Origin of the sequence: Secundilactobacillus similis DSM 23365 = JCM 2765 (genome assembly GCF_001311075.1) — a bacterium.
Taxonomy (GTDB): domain Bacteria; phylum Bacillota; class Bacilli; order Lactobacillales; family Lactobacillaceae; genus Secundilactobacillus; species Secundilactobacillus similis.
This window is the reverse complement of the sequence record NZ_BBAD01000014.1, coordinates 1-17738: the sequence shown is the minus strand read 5'-3', so window position 1 is coordinate 17738 and position 17738 is coordinate 1. Positions and strand designations below refer to the sequence as shown.

Here is a 17738-nt window from a genome sequence, read left to right as displayed (position 1 = left end):
CCTAAACTAAATCTAAGTTGTACAACACCGCGTTGACCATCGCGGCAGCCAAGTTACTGCCACCCTTGCGACCTAACGCAACGATTGCGGGGATCTCACTTTCGTAGAGCGCCTGCTTACTTTCGGCAGCTTCCACGAACCAACTGGCACCCCAATCACCGCATCCGGCTTCAACGTACCGGCCTTTGTCATTTCAAGGATCTTATAGAGGGCAGTCGGCGCATTGCCCACCACAAACAGTTTCTCGGTTGGGACTTCCGCCGCCAGCTCAATGGCTGCCATGGAGCGGGTGATTCCCTGTTGTTTCGCCCGGTCAAATACCGCCGGGTCACTGATATAGCAGTGATAATGACAGCCAATCGCATCCAACTTACGCTTGTTGATGCCTGATAGCGCCATCGTCGTATCAGTAAAAATCGTGCCACCATTGGTGATGACGTGGGCAATTTTGCTGATTGCATCATGGGTGAATTTTAGGTTATGCAAATAATCAAAATCCGCCGTGGTGTGAATGGCCCGCTTAATGGTCGCCTCTTCCACCGGTGATTCAAAGTGGTAATTCGGTGCGATTTTATCAATTTCAGCTTGAATCATTTCAAAACTCTTATCCGTAATTTGATTTGGAATCGTGATGTAGTCCGTCACGAGAATCCCTCCTTCTCACTCGTTGTTACAACAGTGCTAAAATGCTCCAGCGAACGCCAATCACAACAATTAAGCCCAGCGTTGACGCCGTGTACAATAGCCTCAAAGTTTGGTTAATAGCGTGCGCATCCGCCGGCCCGGCATCCGCATTACCGATGTAGGGTTTCGGCACTAACTCGCCGAAATAGTAGTGGGGACCACCCAACCGTAAGTTGAGTGCACCCGCCACAACCGATTCCGAAAAGCCACTATTAGGCTTTTGTGATGCTCCCGGTCACGCAAACCAACTGAAACCGCCTTGTGAACGTCGTACCGTAACAGCGCACTGGCAATCACCAAGAACAGCCACGTTAACCGTGCTGGAATGTAATTGAACACGTCATCGAGACGCGCCGGCACGCGGCCGATGTCCCGGTATTTTTCATTTTGATACCCAACCATTGAGTCCAGCGTGTTGACTGCCTTATAGGCTAGTCCCAGTGCTGGTCCGCCGATAATCAGGAACAGCAGCGGGGCGATGACCCCGTCACTGGTATTTTCCGCCACCGTTTCGATGGTGGCCTTGCAGACGTCTTCACCAGAAAGTGCCGCTGTATCACGGCCAACGATCATTCCTACCTGATAACGGGCCTTCTCCAGGTCATCCGCTTTCAGGCTTCTCATGATCTTACGGCTTTCCACTGCCAGTCCTTTGATCGACAGGCAGGTGTAGCACAGGTAGCTACCGAGCACCAATTTCAACCAGAGCACGTCGCGGACCAACCACATCAAGCCAGCTACGATCAACCAAGTGCCACCAACGATGATGACCCACATCAATAACCCTAACCATTGGCGCGTTGTTGCGGCGTACTTCGGTCGGTTAAACAGCTTGGTCAAACCACCGATGGCATGACCAATTATCTTAATGGGGTGCGGCCAACTCGGTGGATCACCTAGTAGCAAGTCGAGCACAAAACCAATCACGATCATGCTAATCAGTTGCATCACGCACCGCCCCTAGCTGTTGCAGCAAGCGTTCAAACAACGCTCGGCTTTGATAAAAGTGAACGTGCAGGTAACTGGCAAACGTCCGCCGAACCTGATAACCGCCAGTCCAAGTCGCCACTGTCTGACCATCGCGCACCTTTGCCATCTCCAAGACTGGTTTTAGTTGGTTGTCGTGCGTGGTAAAAACCGAGTGATGGAACTCATGGCCGTAAATGACCGTTCCGGCGTCACCTATCACCGTAGTTGTTCTTGGCGTTGCCTGACAGTAACCAAACCGCTTCAAGCGTGGCGTCATCTGACTGTCACCGTTAAAGATTCCGACCATTTCAAACGTCCCGTCTGCCGTGCGCAATTGCTGACCAAGGTACATCAGGCCACCACACTCGGCATAGATTGGCTTGTCAGCTTCGGAAAATACTCGAATCGACTGTTTCATGGTGCCGTTAGCTACCAGTTGTTCGGCGAACTCCTCTGGATAACCGCCACCAAGGTATAGCGCATCAACGTCAGGCAACTTAGCATCATGAATCGGACTGAATGGTATCAATGTCACCCCCGCTTCTCGCAGCGCGGTCAAGTTATCTCGGTAGTAAAAACTAAACGCATCGTCTTGGGCAATCCCTAACCGTAACCGAACGCGCTGACGGGCCAACGGTTGTGGATTTTCAATGGCCGTACTCGTCCCAGCCAACGCCAAGAGTCGGTCTAAATCCAGATGTTTAGTTGCTAACTCACCCAGCGCTGCAATCTTACTGTCGATCTCCGGTAACTCATTATCGGGAACCAACCCAAGTTGCCGAGAAGGTAGGGCCAGCTCTTTTTTAAAGGGCAAATACCCTAATACTGGTAACCCAACGTAACGGTCGATGGCGCCTTTGATCAGCTGATAGTGGTTCTCGCTCATCACGTTATTGACCACCACCCCCGCAATTGGAACCGCCGGATCAAAGGTCATAAACCCCTTCACGATAGCGGCCACCGAGGTAGAAGCTGAACGAGCGTTAACAACTAAAATTACGGGGACGTCTAGCTGTTTGGCAATACTGGCGGTTGAATGGGCGTCCTTATCAGTGCCAAGCCCATCATACAGGCCCATCACCCCTTCGATTAATCCCAAATCAACATCGCTGGTGTCTCGCGCAAACAACTGCCGTAACGTTTGCGGATCTGGCACCAAAAAACTGTCGATGTTACGTGACTGGCGACCAGTGATCCGGGAGTGAAACTTCGTATCCACGTAATCGGGGCCCACTTTATAGGCTGAATTCGGTACTGCTTGTGTAACGCCGCCAAGATGCTAACGTCACACTGGTCTTACCAGAACCACTCGTTGCGCCCGCAATCAGTAGTTTCTTCAACGTCCGTCACCTTCCTTAAGCTAAGTCGTGTAATGCTGCTAATAATGTTTGATTATCATCATGTGACCGCACCGCAACCCGGTAGTAACTCGCATCTAAGCCAACGTAATCGGAACAGTCTCGAATCATTAACCCCTTTGGCCACAACCGTTCTCGTAGTTGGGGAATGCCACTCTTGAAGAGGTAGTAGTTGGCTGATGACGGGTACACGGTCAGGTATGAGACCGTTTGTAGGCCCTCGTAAAGCGCTTTCTTTTCTGCTAATAACCAAGCGTAGGTCGCTTGAATATAGGCCTGGTCATCATACATGTGCTCTCCAAACCGGGCGGCCAGCGTATTGACCGACCACGGTTCGGCTTGTTCAAGCAACTGTTGTTTGAGTTGCGGGTGTTTTGTCACTGCAAACCCGAGCCGTAGCCCTGGAATCGCAAAGAATTTGGTAGCCGACCGGATAATCATTACCGGATCCGTTTCGCTTAACCGGTTAATGTAGCTGAGGCGGTCGTGGTCAATAAAGTCCATGAAAGCTTCGTCTAAAATCAGCCAAATCTGGTGTTGGCGGCAGTAATCGGCTAGCCGCTGCACCTCATCTGGTAAGAGGACTTGGCCGCTCGGGTTATTGGGGTTACACAGGCAGAGCAGATCAACGGTCGGTTGCTGGTCCAGAAACTGGATCAGCTCAGGCAGCTGAATTTGAAACTGATTTTCTGCCCGTAGTCGATAATGGTCAACCGTTGCCCCGGCCCGCCGCAGCGAGCGCTCGTACTCACCAAACGTGGGTGCTAACACAACAGCGTGCGTTGATTGCAACGCCGTGGCCGTGTCAAAAATCATCTGAACCGCCCCGTTCCCAACAAACACGTCATCCGCAGAAACGTTTAAATAATGGCTAATAGCTGCTTTTAATTGCGGATACTGTGGATTGGGATAGTAGACCAGTTCGTCTAGCGACTCGGTCAAAACCGTTTTTAACTTTGGCGATAGGCCCAGGGGATTAATATTGGCACTAAAATCGATCAACGTCGCAGCGTTAAGACCAGTTCGTTGTGCAATTGCCTCCCGGTTACCACCATGAATCACTTTGATCATGATGCCTCACTCCTTAAAAATGGTGCGTGTTTGACGCGTTGTGGCAAGAAAGCGTAGACAACTTCGCAAACTGCAAGGTTCACGATGGTGGCGACCGTCAGTGGGATAAAGAGCGCGAAAATCGTGCCTTTCAAGAACGGGTACATCAACGGCACTTCCAATGGCACGTTGATGACATAACCGATCACATCAGCGATCAAAACGACACTGAGCTTGTCCTTACCGAATCGCTGACGGATCCAGCCAAAAACAAACATGCAGACGCCCATCATCACGGCGATCACCAAGTGAACTGGCAACGTATAAGGGAACCCCGCTAACCCAGCTGAGACTAAGTGACCAAATACGCCTAAAAAAGCACCGAAAACGGGACCCAATAAAATCGCCCCTAAAAATGCGGGCAAGGAATCAAACGCGATTGATCCTAAATCTTCACGTTGGCCCCGACCACACACAGTGCCAGCAACATGGCTGCCAACACAATTCGCTTTAACCTTGCAGAATTATCCATACCAGTAAACCTTCTTCGTCCAAATTTTAGCTAAAATGAGGTCGCTTACAAAACGTCCTGATATAAAGATATGATAGCCGGGCCGGTCTTTCAACGGCTTGTGACCGGTCTAACAAATTTGTGGAACGCTTCTCAATATCAGTATAAAAAACTACTAATTTTGGCAAATCAGTTCGTTCTGGACCAGTTAAGATTCACGCTGGTATTTCGTTTCGGAACTGGTATAATGGGGTCGTTATAATTTACGAATTTTTAGATTGTTATTTTTGGAATGAAAATAACTGCTAATTTCGGTAAAAATAGCACATTTTTGACTAAATCACCCCATTGTCCCCACAATTTAGCCGGTCACGCGGTAACTTTTCACCCGATTCTGGTGCTTTGGCGTTTCTATAACGTCTAAAGCGTGACTTGCCGGGATTTTTGAGTACAATGGACACACATGAGCACCACACACTAAGGAGGATTTTGACATGAAGATTTATACCAAAAAAGGCGACAAAGGGTCTACTCGGATCATTGGTAAGAAAATCGTGACCAAGGATGACGCGCGGGTTGAAGCGTACGGCACCGTTGACGAACTGAACTCTTGGGTGGGCTATACCATCTCATTATTAACGGCTAACACTGCTGAACTTCACGACGAACTGGAAGAGATTCAACAACAACTCTTCGACGCCGGCACTGATTTAGCAACCTTAAACGACGACCCGAAGCGCGACTTCATCTTCAACCCAGAAGCAACCACGTGGTTGGAGGGCAAGATCGATAAGTACACCGAAGCCGTCCCAGCCGTCCAAAAATTCATCCTGCCAGGTGGTGCGCAACCAGCATCCGCATTGCACGTTGCAAGAACGATCACCCGTCGGCAGAACGCTGCATCGTGACATTACAAGGCGAAGACGACATCAACCACGATGTATTGGTCTTCATGAACCGCTTATCAGACTACTTCTTCGCAGCAGCGCGCTATGCAAACATGTTGGAGAAGCATGATGATATTTTGTATCGGAATAGTAAGCCGGTTTTTAGATAGAGAGAGCGTCAAATCGAGCGCTTAGAGACTGGAGCATAAGGCCCCCAGCACTAAGCCCCTGAACTTCGGGGGCTTAGTGCTGGGGGCCTTATGTGCAAGTCTCTGCTCGATTTGACGCGTTTCGGCGTGGCTGCCTAACTCAAGTCAAGCTGACAAACTTCACTATAGTGGCGATTATCCGGAAAATTCAAGCCCAACCTTAGCCGAAAATAACGCCGCCCGAACGCTCGTCGCCTCCCACCACTCAGTCACTCACCCAAGTCATGACCCTCAACTTTATGGTGAGGCGGCCTTATGTGCAAGTCTCTAAGCGCTCGATTTGACGCGTTTCGGCGTGGTCGCCTAACCCAAGTCAAGCTGACAAACTTCACCATAGTTACGATGATCCGGAAAATCTCAGCCCAACGTTAGCCGAAAACTACGCTGCCTAAACGCTCATCGCCTATCCCACTCAGTCACCCACCCAAGTCACGCCCCTCGACTTAATATAGGGACCGCCTGACATGCCTCATACGCAGCAACTCAAGAGACAATTTCACACCCATTTACCCAATCAAAAAAGCACCATCCCACCACCCCAATTGTCAACTTCCATGACAACCAAAACCAACCAAACACCTTTTCAACCGCCACCTGACAACTATCTTAACAACACCTAAATTTAATCTAAACCAACCGAATTTCCCTAACCAAACCAAAAATTTAAAAAAATTTTTACCCCAAAAATCAGTCATCACTCACCCGCTACTAACCCCGCCATCATCAACTCAACCCAACCTTTTCCCGTTTGCATTTTACCCCCATCACCCAGCACTCTCCGAAATTTGACATATCAATTTCATAGCACATCGGGTATACTAGGAAACAACACAAACAGTCCTGTATGTCTTAAAAATGGACTGAAATCAATACGAAGGATGGATTAGCATGCCTCAGAAAATGATCGATATGCGTGGGCAACGCATCGGTCGCTTAACCGTTTTAAGCCGGGCCGTAAATTACCCAACGGCAATATTACCTGGAACTGTCACTGTGATTGTGGTAACAGCTGTGTGGTTGATGGTCACCAATTGCGGACCAAGAAAACCCTGAGCTGCGGCTGTATCCGCAAGCAACGGTCGCGTCAAATGATCCGGGAAAACCCAGCTACTCGTAAATACATCGGTAACTGGGAAGTGCTTCAAAAAACGTGGCACCCTAAGTCCGATGAGCGACGGGCGAACAACAAGAGTGGGGTCACTGGTGTGAGTTACGATCAAGCGCAGGATCGCTGGATCGCCCGGTTATACTTCAATGGTCGGTACGTCTTAAACCGGACGTTTACCGATAAGAGCGACGCCGTTGAAGCCCGGAAGGAAGCTGAGAAGCGGTACCTGTAAACCGCTGATCAAGATAACCGCCGTTGTTTGATTGCAACCGGTTGTTTTTCAACTGAAATCATAAAAAAGGTTCAGACCGTAACTGGTCTGAACCTTTTTTATTGGTTGCCTTAATGCGGACAACTAATCACGTTCAACATTTTTCACGATTACGGACATCGTCCCATCCGGATTGGTCCGAAATTCAATCACGTCTTTGTTCTTCAACAGTTCAACCGGTACCGTCATTTCAATGCCGTTACCCAGCTTGATTTTTTGCTTTTGGTACTTCTTCTCAAAAATCGGTGCGTTAGGTACCGGCACCGTTTCAGCAACGCCGCGTTCTTTCAACGTTGCCTTAAATTCTTCCTTCGCAACCGGATTATCCGGGAAAACCGCCTCAGCAACATAATTGCTATCGATCGTTTCATCCTTCTTGATACTATCATGAACGGCCTTTCGCGTTTCTGGTGCGGTTAGCACATCAGTTTCAGTGTATTTTTTCGTCGTTTCTTGCACCGTTTTTTCGATGATTTTAATCTCTTCTGACACCTTTTTAACGGCCGGAATCTTTAGAATATTTGCGCAAACTCCAGTCCTCACCATTGTTGTCATACTTCTTCGACCGAACCCGAATCGTGTTACCAATCACTAAAAAGCCATCGTTGATCGTTTGAACTGGTGACGGCAAAATGGTTTTATTCTGAATGATCGTGTTGACCAACACATCATCTTGGTACTCGATGGTGTGTAAATACTTCGCGTTGTAGTCCAACTTCACCATCCCGGTCAGCTCGGCCAGATCATCGTTCTCAACCCGGAAAAACAGCAGATCACCGCCACCGATTTTTTCAGCACCCTTAATTGCTTCAAAAAAAGCCAAACTAAGTTCAGTCGTTTGGTCCATAAAACTAGCCGGATCATCAACCAATGACTTAACGATTGGACAGTCATCAAGGGCCGTTTCCGTGTACTCCGAATTCACAAATTTTTGGACGACCTTTTGCAGATACTCCTCAACGACAACATCGTTGGGGTCCATATCCTTGTGGGATAAGACCACGTTACCCGAATCCTTATCCAAAACGTGAACCACTGCCGTTAATATTCTCATCTGAAGCCACCTACTCTACTTTTTATGTTGCCTATTCTCTATATCATATCAAAAAAGTATCCGTGACAACCTGTAATGCCGACCGGATACTTTTTAAACTTAAGCTAAATCAACGCCACCATCAACTGCTAGTACTTGTCCAGTTACGAACTGATTTTGCATCAGGTAGAGATAAGCTGACGCAACTTCCGCTGGCTTAGCGACCCGTTTCAACGGTACGTTTGCCGCAAACGCATTGGTCTGTTCTGCAACCTCATCGTCGGACAACTCTCGCCACAAACCAGTTGGCGTCCAAGTTGGCGATACAGCGTTAACCCGTTTGTCGGGCGCTAACTCAACGGCTAGCCCCTGTACCATCAAATTGATTGCTTGGTTACCAACAATTGCGCCAGATGCCGTCGCGGGACTGCCACCCGAACCCGAGGTAAACGTTAAGCTCCCGCCGGCATTTAAATACCGACTAGCAACCTGCGCAATTTTCAGGTTATCAAAGAACTTCGCCTCAATTGCCGCCCGAATATCCGCCACCGAATTAGCTAAAAAACCGCCACCTAGGGCACCACCCAGCATCGACACCACGTGGTCAAACCGCTCGTTCGTTTCAAAGAACGCCGTTAGCGTTTTAACATCACTCGCATTAAACTGCGCCGTTTCAAGAATGCCTTCTGGTTGCGCTACGATAATTGCTTGTTGGGCCTTCATCAATCGGTCAGCGTGCCGACCAACAATCGTCACTTCGGCCCCAGCCGCCAACGCCTGTTGGGCAACTTGTAGTCCGAACCCAGACGTGCCACCAAGAATCAACACCCGTTGCTGCGCTAAACTCAACTCATCATTTCCCTTCAGTCAAATTAATGTAGTACGTTAAGATCTCTTGAAATTGTTCAATTGTTTCATCATCAAACGTTGCGCGAATTTTGCGGTCTTGACCTTGCATGTAATCTTGAATGATCCGCTCCATCTCACGAGCCTTCGCCGTTAACGTCACTTCTTTTTGACGACCATCAGTCACCGCTTTTTGTCGCTTCACCAAGCCCTTTTTATCCATTCGTTGCAATAGCAGGGTCATCGTTGAGCGTTGCACGTTAAATTCGCGTTCCAAATCCCGCTGAATCACCACGTGACTTCCTTGCCGACTCAAATAATCGATCACTGACATCTGCATACTGGTTAACCCATACTGACCAGCAAACTGGTCGAAGTTATAGATCAATTGATTGGCTGCTTTCCGTAATAAGCGCCCCGTGTCACTTGCTTCCATTTATTATTCGCTCCTTGCCTCTCAGTTGGCAGGCCGTTGTTCGTTCCTCACCAAATCGTTAGTGAGGTAACAGTTTAAAGCTAGCATGGTTCTTGCGGAAAATCAAGAATTACCGTGCGACTTAACCTTTTCTGCGACTTTTAACGATTACTGTCGTTTGTGTCCAGCGATAGTGTGCGGAGCGAGACGGGTTGAGAGCGGTGTGTAGGGGCACTTCGGTGAAAGCGCCCGGGCCTGGCGGTTTTATCGATGTGCCCCTACATGCAGCTCTCAGTCTCGCGCAGCACCATTCGGCGTGGTGGCCAGAAAGCGCGTGGTTGACAAGTTTCCATAACTTCAGGAACCCTAGAAATGACAGTTTAAGTGACGCCGAATTTTGTAGCCTGAGAGCGCTGATTTTTATGCGGCTTTGGCGAGCGAAGCGATGACAAACAGCCTTCACCCAAAATCCACCCAATGCTTACGCCGGACACAAGCGTAACAAAAAAAGAAACGCTGCAATCATCGCAACGTTCCACGTTAATCTACTTCAATTTAGCCTGTGCCGCTTTCGGTACTTGTGACCAGCTGACACGTTCGTAGCTCTTAACACCCTTAGCCGGTGACCAGAGTACTTTCACGTAGTGGCCCTTCGTGAATTTGACACCAGTCATTGAGTTGACTGATAATTTTTTGGCGCTACCGTTCTTGTCGTAGCCGGTCATGTTATAGGTGTAACTCTTGCCCATAACGGTGCCGTCCTTTTGCTTTTGCAAGTAGGTATGACTGATATTACCAACCTGTGCGTAGTAGCTACGGCCGTAGTTTTGAATGCCGTACAGGGCACCGCCGATACCGACGAGCACCACGATAATCCCTACAAGCCACCAAAGTCCCTTCTTCATCCTAACGTCCTCCAATTAATTTTCAACTAGTGCTAACCCATCTTCGTCCTGAATCGTAATGTGACTTCGACCACTTTGACTGATCAGGCCCTGCTTTGAAAATTGGCTGAGCTTGCGACTGATCGTTTCTGGTGAGGTTCCAAGATACAGGGCCAGATCCTTTTTTTGGAGTGGCAGGTCAAATGACGCCGTGCCAATTTCGGAACTGGTTTCAACGAGGTAGTTTGCTAGGCGTTCACCGACACTGGTGGTAAGCGTGGCAGCTGCTTGCGCCTCCAAGTCAGCCACCCGTTTGCCCAACGCGTTCAACATATTCAGCGCAACGGCTGGTGATTGTTGCACGAGCTGTTGGAAATCCTGCCGGGTGATCAAGCACATTTGAGAATCGACCAACGCTTGGGCACTGGTCTGCCGGTCGGTTTCTTCAAACAACACTGATTCACCGTCAAAGTCGCCTGGTTGTAATAGCCGGATCAACTGTTCCCGACCGCTAGCCGTACTCTGCGTCACTTTGACCTGACCATGGGCTAAAATCACCAACGAATCCGCATGATCACCCGCTAAAAAGACAAACTCACCCTTCGCAACGTGCCGTTCCTGAACTAACTCCGCAACGGCTGACACCGTGGCGTGATCAAGATCTTGGAAAATCGGCACTAACTGAACACACGCAATTGCATCATGATGACCTAACATGTTAAACCCCTCCTCGGATGGTTTCACTACTATCAATCTATCATAGTTTAGCGTAACAGGCCAGTCCGCTGATTGCCTTGACATAAGTCAAGTTGAACCTGAAAAATTCAGCGGTTTTTGCCATGAAATTTTTAGATTTTTTTGCTAAAAAGTCGTGTAAAATTTGAACCGCTGGGTATTTTAATCAACCGAACCAATTCAACGATCTCAGGGCTTGGTTTTGCCCATTAAACCACTTATAATGACAAGTGATTATTGCCTAAATATCACCAAATAGCAAGCAACTTGCACTTATTTAATTAGATCTTCAAGGGGGCCTTTTTATTGACCGAACCAATTATTCGTTTAGACCACATTGTGAAGCGTTACGGGGACACTGAGATTCTCAAGGGCATCGACATTACACTTGAACAGGGGAAGTTCTACACCCTGCTCGGTCCTTCCGGCTGTGGTAAAACAACCATTCTACGCATCATCGCTGGCTTTACTGACGCAACTGAGGGTACGATTTTATTTGACGGCAAAGCCATCAATAACCTGCCCGCTAACCAACGTAAAGTTAACACCGTCTTCCAAGACTATGCGTTATTCCCGCACATGAACGTGCACGATAACGTGGCGTTTGGACTACGGCTTCAAAAATCAATCAGTAAGGCTGACATCAACCAACGCGTTAACGAAGCCCTCGCATCCGTTCGCCTCACCGACTACGGCTCTCGCCAAATCAGTGAACTTTCTGGCGGCCAAAAGCAACGGGTCGCCATCGCCCGTGCCATTGTCATGAAACCGCGGATGTTACTGTTGGATGAACCCCTTTCTGCGTTGGATGCCAAACTCCGTCGAGACATGCAGTACGAACTACGTGATCTGCAACAACGACTTGGTATCACCTTCCTTTTCGTCACCCACGACCAAGAAGAAGCCCTTGCCATGAGTGATGAAATTTTCGTCATGAATAACGGTAACGTCCTCCAAAGCGGGACGCCAGTGGATATTTACGATGAACCGATCAACCACTTCGTTGCCGACTTCATCGGCGAAAGTAACATTTTGACGGGGACCATGATCAAGGATTACGAAGTGGCGTTCGTCGGTAAGCATTTTGAATGTGCCGATGCTGGGATGAAACCTAACGAACCAGTCGAAGTCGTTTTACGGCCTGAAGACCTCGATATCACCACGCCTGATCAAGGTAAGTTGACCGTCACCATCGACAGCCAGCTCTTCCGGGGCGACTACCACGAAATCGTGGCCTACGATGACGACCACAACGAATGGCTGATTCACTCGATCAATCCGGCCAAAGACGGCGAAGTGGTCGGTCTGACCTTCGAACCCTATGACATCCACGTTATGCGACTTCACGAAACCGAAGCCGACTTCGACGCCCGGTTGGAAAGCTACGATGATGAGGAGGTCGCGCAATGAATCGTCGGCAATTTGCTAACTGGTCCTACTACGTACCTTACGGGCTCTGGATTGGCCTGTTCGTTTTGGCGCCAGTCGGCCTGATCATCTACCAATCCTTTTTAAGTTTAAATCACCACTTTACCCTGGCCAATTACCAGACCTACTTTGAATCGAAAACCTACCTGATGATGACCGTGAACTCACTGTGGTGGGCCTTCTTGATCACCGCATTTACGCTGTTGATCAGCTATCCCGCGGCTTACTACATTCACCAACTCAAGCACCGGCAACTCTGGCTGTTGCTGACGATTCTGCCCACTTGGATCAACTTGCTGCTGAAGGCCTACGCGTTCATTGGCATTTTCAGTCAGTCCGGGGTGGTGAATCAGTTCCTTCAGGTATTTGGCATCGGCCCCAACAGATTTTGTTTACGAACTTTAGCTTCGTGTTCGTGGCCACTTATATTCAGATTCCGTTCATGATTTTACCGATTTATAACGCGTTGGACGATTTAAATCCTTCCTATATAAACGCCAGTCACGATTTAGGCGCCACTGGTTGGCAAACCTTCTCAAAGGTTATCTGGCCACTGACCCTGCCCGGCGTTAAGGCTGGCGTCCAATCGGTGTTCATTCCCTCACTCTCGCTCTTCATGTTGACTCGCCTGATTGGTGGTAACAAAGTCATCACTTTAGGGACGGCGATTGAAGAACACTTTCTGACTACTATGAACTGGGGCATGGGCTCCACGATTGGCGTCGTGTTGATCATCGCCATGGTTGTCATCATGATTTTAACTGGTGACCGGAAACTCGAAGGGCGGGTGACACGATGACCCGCTTAAAATCATTTAAATGGTCGCGACTCTACTTGACGTTAGTTTTCATCATGTTGTACGCGCCGATTATTTTTCTAGTCGTTTACTCCTTCAACAGCGGTCAAACTATGGACACTTTCAGGGCTTTACCCTCGCCCACTACGGCGAATTATTTGCGGACCGGCGCCTGATCGCTATTGTATTAGAAACGTTGGTGATTGCGCTATTGTCAGCGTTAATGGCCACCGCCATTGGGACACTGGGTGCGTTATGGATCCATCAAACGAGCCGGCCGGTATTTAAAAATACCCTGCTATCCCTCAACAACATCCTGATCGTGTCACCGGACGTCATCATCGGGGCCAGCTTCCTGATTTTCTTCACAACGTTGAGCATTCCACTTGGATTTACTTCCGTGTTGCTCAGTCACATGGCCTTCTCGATTCCCATTGTGGTACTGATGGTGTTGCCACGTTTAAAGGAACTGAACGGCAGTATGCTGGACGCGGCGGCTGACCTTGGCGCCAACCAAGCACAGATTCTTCGCCACGTCATCGTGCCGTTTATTACGCCGGGGATTTTCTCTGGTTTCTTCATGGCACTGACCTACTCGTTGGATGACTTTGCGGTGACCTTCTTCGTGACGGGGAATGGATTCTCAACGCTCTCCGTTGAAATCTACTCGCGGGCCCGCCAAGGCATTAGTCTGGAGATCAATGCTCTGTCCGGCCTACTCTTCATCCTGACCCTAGCGTTGATCGTTGGCTACTACTTCGTTCAACAGTCGGCAACCAAGGCCAAACGACGGGAGGCGCGCTGATGAAACGATTAATGACCCTCGCCATTTTAATTTTGGCAACTTGTGGCCTGTTGGGCTTTTCGGCCAACCGACTCCTTGCCAGCGACAACACCGGTGGCGGTGACAACGTGTTAAACCTTTACAACTGGGGCGACTATATTGATCCCGCTTTGATTACTAAATTCCAGAAGCAAACCGGCATTCACGTGAACGTGGAAACCTTTGACAGTAACGAAGCCATGTTCACGAAGATCAAGCAAGGTGGTACCAGTTATGATCTGACTGTTCCCAGCGACTATATGATTGAAAAACTTCGAGCAGCGCATTTGTTGAAACCGTTGGACAAATCCCGGTTGACCGGTCTCAACAACTTTGATCCGCGGTTAATGAATCTGGATTTCGACCCCGACAACCGCTACTCAATTCCTTATTTCTGGGGAACGTTAGGCATCGTTTATAACGATAAAATGGTCAAACCAGGCAGTCTGCAACATTGGAACCAGCTCTGGTCACCCAAGTACCGCAACCAGATCATGTTGGTGGATTCGGCGCGCGACATCATGGGTTTTGCGTTGGCCTCCAACGGTGATTCAATGAATACGACCAGCTCGGCACAATTGCTGGCCGCTAAGAATAAGTTGAATCGACTGAGTCCAAACGTGAAGGCCGTTGTTGCCGACGAAATCAAGATGTACATGGCCGAAAACGAAGCCGCCATCGCGGTGGACTGGTCGGGTGAAGCGGCCGAAATGATGGCCAACAATTCGCATTTGCACTATGTGGTCCCAACGGAAGGCAGCAACCTCTGGTTCGACAACCTAGTGATTCCCAAAACGGCCAAGCACTATAAAGCGATTTACGCCTTCCTCAACTTCATGATGCAACCAAAAAACGCAGCCCAAAACGCAACCTACGTGGGCTACGCGACCCCAAATAAAAAAGCGCAGGACCTTTTACCAAAATCAGTCCGAAGCGACCCACAATTCTATCCAAACGACCAAACCATGGCGCATCTGCAGATTTATAAAAACCTGTCGCCGGTGATGGTTGGGAAGTATAATGATTTGTATTTGGAGTTTAAGATGCATCATTAGAGAGCGGAGCAAAGCGTTTAAAGACTGGAGCATAAGGCCCTCCCAGCATAACCCCCGGTTTTGGGGGTTGTGCTGGGAGGGCCTTATGTGCAAGTCTTTGCTTTGCGGAGTTCGTTTCGGCGCAGGCTAATCAAGGCGGTAATCTAAATTGGCTTCATAATGATGCCATTCATTGCCAACTACAGCCTAAGTGGCGCCGAAAATATGTAATCGCAATGCGCGTCGCCAGTAATACTCAGTAAATTTAAAGCGCTACGTCAAGACACTGCTCCTGACAACTGGTTTTCGGCTTGGGTGAGACTGATATTTCTTGGGGTTCCATTTACTTTTAGAAATCGCCAACTTTCCCACCTTCCGGCCACCACGCCGAAACGCTTAAAATAAAACAGAGACTTGCACATAGGCCCCGCTCACCACAAGTCCCAAAGCCCGGGACTTCTGGCGAGCGGGGCTTATGCTCCAGTCTCTAACCGTTTTATTTTAAGCTCTAATTATTCTCCCAATCATCAAAATCCCTCAAATGCGCCCCAAGATACGAAATCGCCTCTTGCGTCAACGCATCCGCGCGTTTTTGACGTTGATCTGGGTCATCGTCACCAAAGTAGTCGGCAATAAAGCCTTCGCCAACCGCTTCAAAGACTTGCTGGCGCGCATTACCGTTATCTTTGAACAGGTCATCTAACCCCTTCAAATCCTGCTTAGCTGCGTTGTAAATCACCTCAGCTAAATCCGCTCGCTTACCTAGCTTTTGCGCGCCGTAAGCAATCAGAAAATCATTCATATCAATAATGACACCTTGTTTTACGTTTCGTTCAGACCGTTTCAATCCAATCACCTCTCCAGTCTATTTTAGACTTGAAGGTGATTTTGTTTAGCATTTTGATCACCTAAATTTAACCCAGCACAAATGCAAATAGTCCCGCAACCTCCGGTATGAGAAGTTGTGGGACTATTTAATCATTAATCAACTATTTCAACGACTTATTCTTCGCCCCAAACGCTGTTAGCAATCTTACGAACCAGCGCGATTTTTTCCCATTGTTGGGCTTCGGTCAAAATGTTTCCTTCTTCAGTTGACGCAAAGCCACATTGGGTGCTCAAGCAGAGGCGGTCCAATGGCACGTATTTGCCAGCTTCGTGAATCCGGTCGATGATGGCTTGTGGGTCTTCCAACTTGCCATCCTTTGACGTAATTAGGCCTAAAACAACTAATTTGTCAGTCGCAACCTTCTTCAATGGTTCAAAACCACCGGCGCGTTCGCTGTCATATTCCAAGAAGTATGCCGAGACGTTTTCCTTCGTGAATAGTGGTTCAGCAACTGATTCGTAACCACCAGCAGAAGCCCAAGTTGAGTGATAGTTACCACGGCAAATGTGGGTGTTAACCGTCAAATCAGCTGGTAAATCAGCGATGGCCTTGTTGTTGACCGTCACGTATTGTAACTTCAAAATATCTAACTGTTCTTCTTCAGGGGTTGGATCGCCAGGGCGAGCGCCATCATGGCGACTCACTAACATGCCCCACGTACAGTCATCCAATTGCACATTGCGACAACCAGCAGCGTACAAGTCCAAAATCACTTTGTGGTAGGCCTTAGCGATGCCTTCGATCAATTCGTCATCCGTTGCGTAAACGGCTTGGGTAGCCTTCAAGTTTTCAGGACGTTGTAATTCTGCTAAGAATTGCGCAGGCGCTGGAATCGTTTGCTTCACTAGCACGTTGTCGCTAGCATGCTTTTGGGTGAATTTGAAATGCTCAACGAATGGATGGTCTTCGCCACTCAGTTCACCAGTTAAGCGCGCACTTTCAGCCGTGTTTCTTCGGCATGAAAGGCGTACCCACTATCAAGGTCAACCTTTTCAACCCCTTGTAAGCCCCAGAAAAAGTCTAAATGCCACCAGCTCCGCCGAAATTCGCCATCGGTTACGGCCTTCAACCCAGCCTTTTCTTCTTGGTGTAACAGTTCAATAATGGATTGATCTTCAACTAGCTTTAATTCAGCAGCGTTGATCTCGTTGTTGGCAAATTGTTGCCGGGCATGCTTCAATGATTCAGGCCGTAAGAAACTGCCGACCACGTCGTACCGGAATGGTGATGTTGTTCGTTTCGTGTATTCAACTGCTGTTTGTTCGCTCATAATGTGTAATCCCCTTTAATTAGAAATCTATCCGTTAGTTTTAATTTTTTAATGAACGTTCATTTGCTGGCACTTGTTGACGAAAAAAGCTTTCGCCCCTACACCGACTGACTCGGTTATAGGGGCGAAAGCTCGCGTTACCACCCTAGTTCGTACTGGCTTCACAGCCAACACCTCGAGGTACCTGTTGATACCCGGCCAGTTATCGGTGGCTACCGGAAATTAAGCGTGAACCTAACTTCTGCTCTGAGCTCATCTTCGTAATGGTTGCGGCTATCGTGTTCCACTATCACGACTCCCTTGTAAACCGCTCGCACTACTACTCTTCTCATCAACGCAATTAAAAACGTTCATTAAATTTAAGTTAGATTATAATCGGGCTTTCTCATATTGTCAAGAGTGGATTATTTTTTGCTGACGCGTGTGTCCAGCGTAAGCATTGGGTGGATTTTGGGTGAAGGCTGTTTGTCATCGCTTCGCTCGCCAAAGCCGCATAAAAATCAGCGCTCTCAGGCTACAAAATTCGGCGTCACTTAAA

Annotated in this window: 11 protein-coding genes and 8 pseudogenes; 6 read left to right on the top strand and 13 right to left on the bottom strand. The window is 48.5% G+C overall.

The annotated features are described in order from the left end of the window. Window position 1 precedes the first annotated feature (1 nt). The 5 genes and pseudogenes from JCM2765_RS05045 to JCM2765_RS05025 all read right to left on the bottom strand — a co-directional run bounded on the left by JCM2765_RS05045 (window position 2) and on the right by JCM2765_RS05025 (window position 4593). Window positions 2-594: pseudogene (locus tag JCM2765_RS05045) on the bottom strand (cobalt-precorrin-8 methylmutase). A 76-nt stretch (window positions 595-670) separates the two neighbouring features. Beyond that, a pseudogene (gene cbiB / locus JCM2765_RS05040) lies at window positions 671-1632 on the bottom strand (adenosylcobinamide-phosphate synthase CbiB). Beyond that, window positions 1619-2993 (bottom strand): annotated as a pseudogene (locus JCM2765_RS05035) (cobyrinic acid a,c-diamide synthase CobB). Before JCM2765_RS05035 ends, cbiB begins: the two co-directional pseudogenes overlap by 14 nt. Window positions 2994-3008: 15 nt before the next feature. Further along, entirely contained in the window at window positions 3009-4082 is a 1074-nt protein-coding gene (gene cobD, locus JCM2765_RS05030; RefSeq protein WP_054734531.1) for a threonine-phosphate decarboxylase CobD, read from the bottom strand. Next, window positions 4079-4593, bottom strand: a pseudogene (locus tag JCM2765_RS05025) (ECF transporter S component). Before JCM2765_RS05025 ends, cobD begins: the two are co-directional and overlap by 4 nt. 473 nt (window positions 4594-5066) lie before the next feature. On the opposite strand from JCM2765_RS05025, the pseudogene JCM2765_RS05020 reads away from it, so the two are divergent. Beyond that, window positions 5067-5629 (top strand): annotated as a pseudogene (locus JCM2765_RS05020) (cob(I)yrinic acid a,c-diamide adenosyltransferase). A 1070-nt stretch (window positions 5630-6699) separates the two neighbouring features. After that, on the top strand, window positions 6700-7008 hold the full coding sequence (locus JCM2765_RS05015) for an AP2 domain-containing protein (RefSeq protein WP_156301685.1): 309 nt from the start codon (window positions 6700-6702) through the stop codon (window positions 7006-7008). Between the two features lie 123 nt (window positions 7009-7131). On the opposite strand, the gene JCM2765_RS05010 is transcribed toward JCM2765_RS05015, so the two are convergent. The 6 genes from JCM2765_RS05010 to JCM2765_RS04985 form a co-directional block, all read right to left on the bottom strand. Continuing rightward, window positions 7132-7539 carry a nucleoid-associated protein gene (locus tag JCM2765_RS05010; RefSeq protein WP_054734525.1) on the bottom strand — a complete coding sequence of 136 codons (408 nt, stop codon included), beginning with the start codon at window positions 7537-7539 and terminating at the stop codon, window positions 7132-7134. A gap of 4 nt (window positions 7540-7543) precedes the next feature. Beyond that, complete coding sequence (locus JCM2765_RS05005) at window positions 7544-8101, bottom strand: nucleoid-associated protein (RefSeq protein ID WP_054734522.1); 558 nt, start codon at window positions 8099-8101, stop codon at window positions 7544-7546. 99 nt (window positions 8102-8200) lie between these two features. Continuing rightward, a complete protein-coding gene (locus JCM2765_RS05000) occupies window positions 8201-8929 on the bottom strand; it encodes an SDR family oxidoreductase (protein WP_054734519.1) in 729 nt (242 codons plus the stop codon). A gap of 4 nt (window positions 8930-8933) precedes the next feature. Further along, entirely contained in the window at window positions 8934-9362 is a 429-nt protein-coding gene (locus tag JCM2765_RS04995) for a MarR family winged helix-turn-helix transcriptional regulator (protein ID WP_054734516.1), read from the bottom strand. Between the two features lie 524 nt (window positions 9363-9886). Beyond that, window positions 9887-10246, bottom strand: a complete 360-nt coding sequence (locus tag JCM2765_RS04990) for a YxeA family protein (protein ID WP_054734513.1) — start codon at window positions 10244-10246, stop codon at window positions 9887-9889. A gap of 15 nt (window positions 10247-10261) precedes the next feature. Then, window positions 10262-10942 carry a Crp/Fnr family transcriptional regulator gene (locus tag JCM2765_RS04985; protein ID WP_054734512.1) on the bottom strand — a complete coding sequence of 227 codons (681 nt, stop codon included), beginning with the start codon at window positions 10940-10942 and terminating at the stop codon, window positions 10262-10264. 324 nt (window positions 10943-11266) lie between these two features. Between JCM2765_RS04985 and JCM2765_RS04980 the strand changes: the two genes are divergently transcribed. The 4 genes and pseudogenes from JCM2765_RS04980 (at window position 11267) to JCM2765_RS04965 (ending at window position 15062) form a co-directional block, all read left to right on the top strand. After that, entirely contained in the window at window positions 11267-12370 is a 1104-nt protein-coding gene (locus tag JCM2765_RS04980; protein ID WP_054734509.1) for an ABC transporter ATP-binding protein, read from the top strand. Further along, window positions 12367-13187, top strand: a pseudogene (locus tag JCM2765_RS04975) (ABC transporter permease). Before JCM2765_RS04980 ends, JCM2765_RS04975 begins: the two are co-directional and overlap by 4 nt. Further along, window positions 13184-13989, top strand: a pseudogene (locus JCM2765_RS04970) (ABC transporter permease). Before JCM2765_RS04975 ends, JCM2765_RS04970 begins: the two co-directional pseudogenes overlap by 4 nt. Further along, window positions 13989-15062 (top strand): ABC transporter substrate-binding protein, encoded by a 1074-nt coding sequence (locus JCM2765_RS04965; protein ID WP_054734506.1) that lies wholly within the window; start codon window positions 13989-13991, stop codon window positions 15060-15062. The pseudogene JCM2765_RS04970 and the gene JCM2765_RS04965 overlap by 1 nt, the downstream one beginning before the upstream one ends. A gap of 487 nt (window positions 15063-15549) precedes the next feature. Here the strand turns inward: JCM2765_RS04965 and JCM2765_RS04960 are convergent, their stop codons facing one another. Both JCM2765_RS04960 and JCM2765_RS04955 read right to left on the bottom strand, forming a co-directional pair. Next, entirely contained in the window at window positions 15550-15897 is a 348-nt protein-coding gene (locus JCM2765_RS04960; protein ID WP_225351969.1) for a hypothetical protein, read from the bottom strand. A 146-nt stretch (window positions 15898-16043) separates the two neighbouring features. After that, a pseudogene (locus JCM2765_RS04955) lies at window positions 16044-17200 on the bottom strand (5-methyltetrahydropteroyltriglutamate--homocysteine S-methyltransferase). Between the last annotated feature and the right edge of the window lie 538 nt (window positions 17201-17738).

Excerpts from the sequence above, each read along its gene's own strand:
- cobD (WP_054734531.1), bottom strand. The coding sequence starts at position 4,082 with ATGATCAAAGTGATTCATGGTGGTAACCGGGAGGCAATTGCACAACGA.
- JCM2765_RS05005 (WP_054734522.1), bottom strand. The coding sequence starts at position 8,101 with ATGAGAATATTAACGGCAGTGGTTCACGTTTTGGATAAGGATTCGGGT.
- JCM2765_RS04995 (WP_054734516.1), bottom strand. The coding sequence starts at position 9,362 with ATGGAAGCAAGTGACACGGGGCGCTTATTACGGAAAGCAGCCAATCAA.
- JCM2765_RS04990 (WP_054734513.1), bottom strand. The coding sequence starts at position 10,246 with ATGAAGAAGGGACTTTGGTGGCTTGTAGGGATTATCGTGGTGCTCGTC.
- JCM2765_RS04985 (WP_054734512.1), bottom strand. The coding sequence starts at position 10,942 with ATGTTAGGTCATCATGATGCAATTGCGTGTGTTCAGTTAGTGCCGATT.
- JCM2765_RS04965 (WP_054734506.1), top strand. The coding sequence starts at position 13,989 with ATGAAACGATTAATGACCCTCGCCATTTTAATTTTGGCAACTTGTGGC.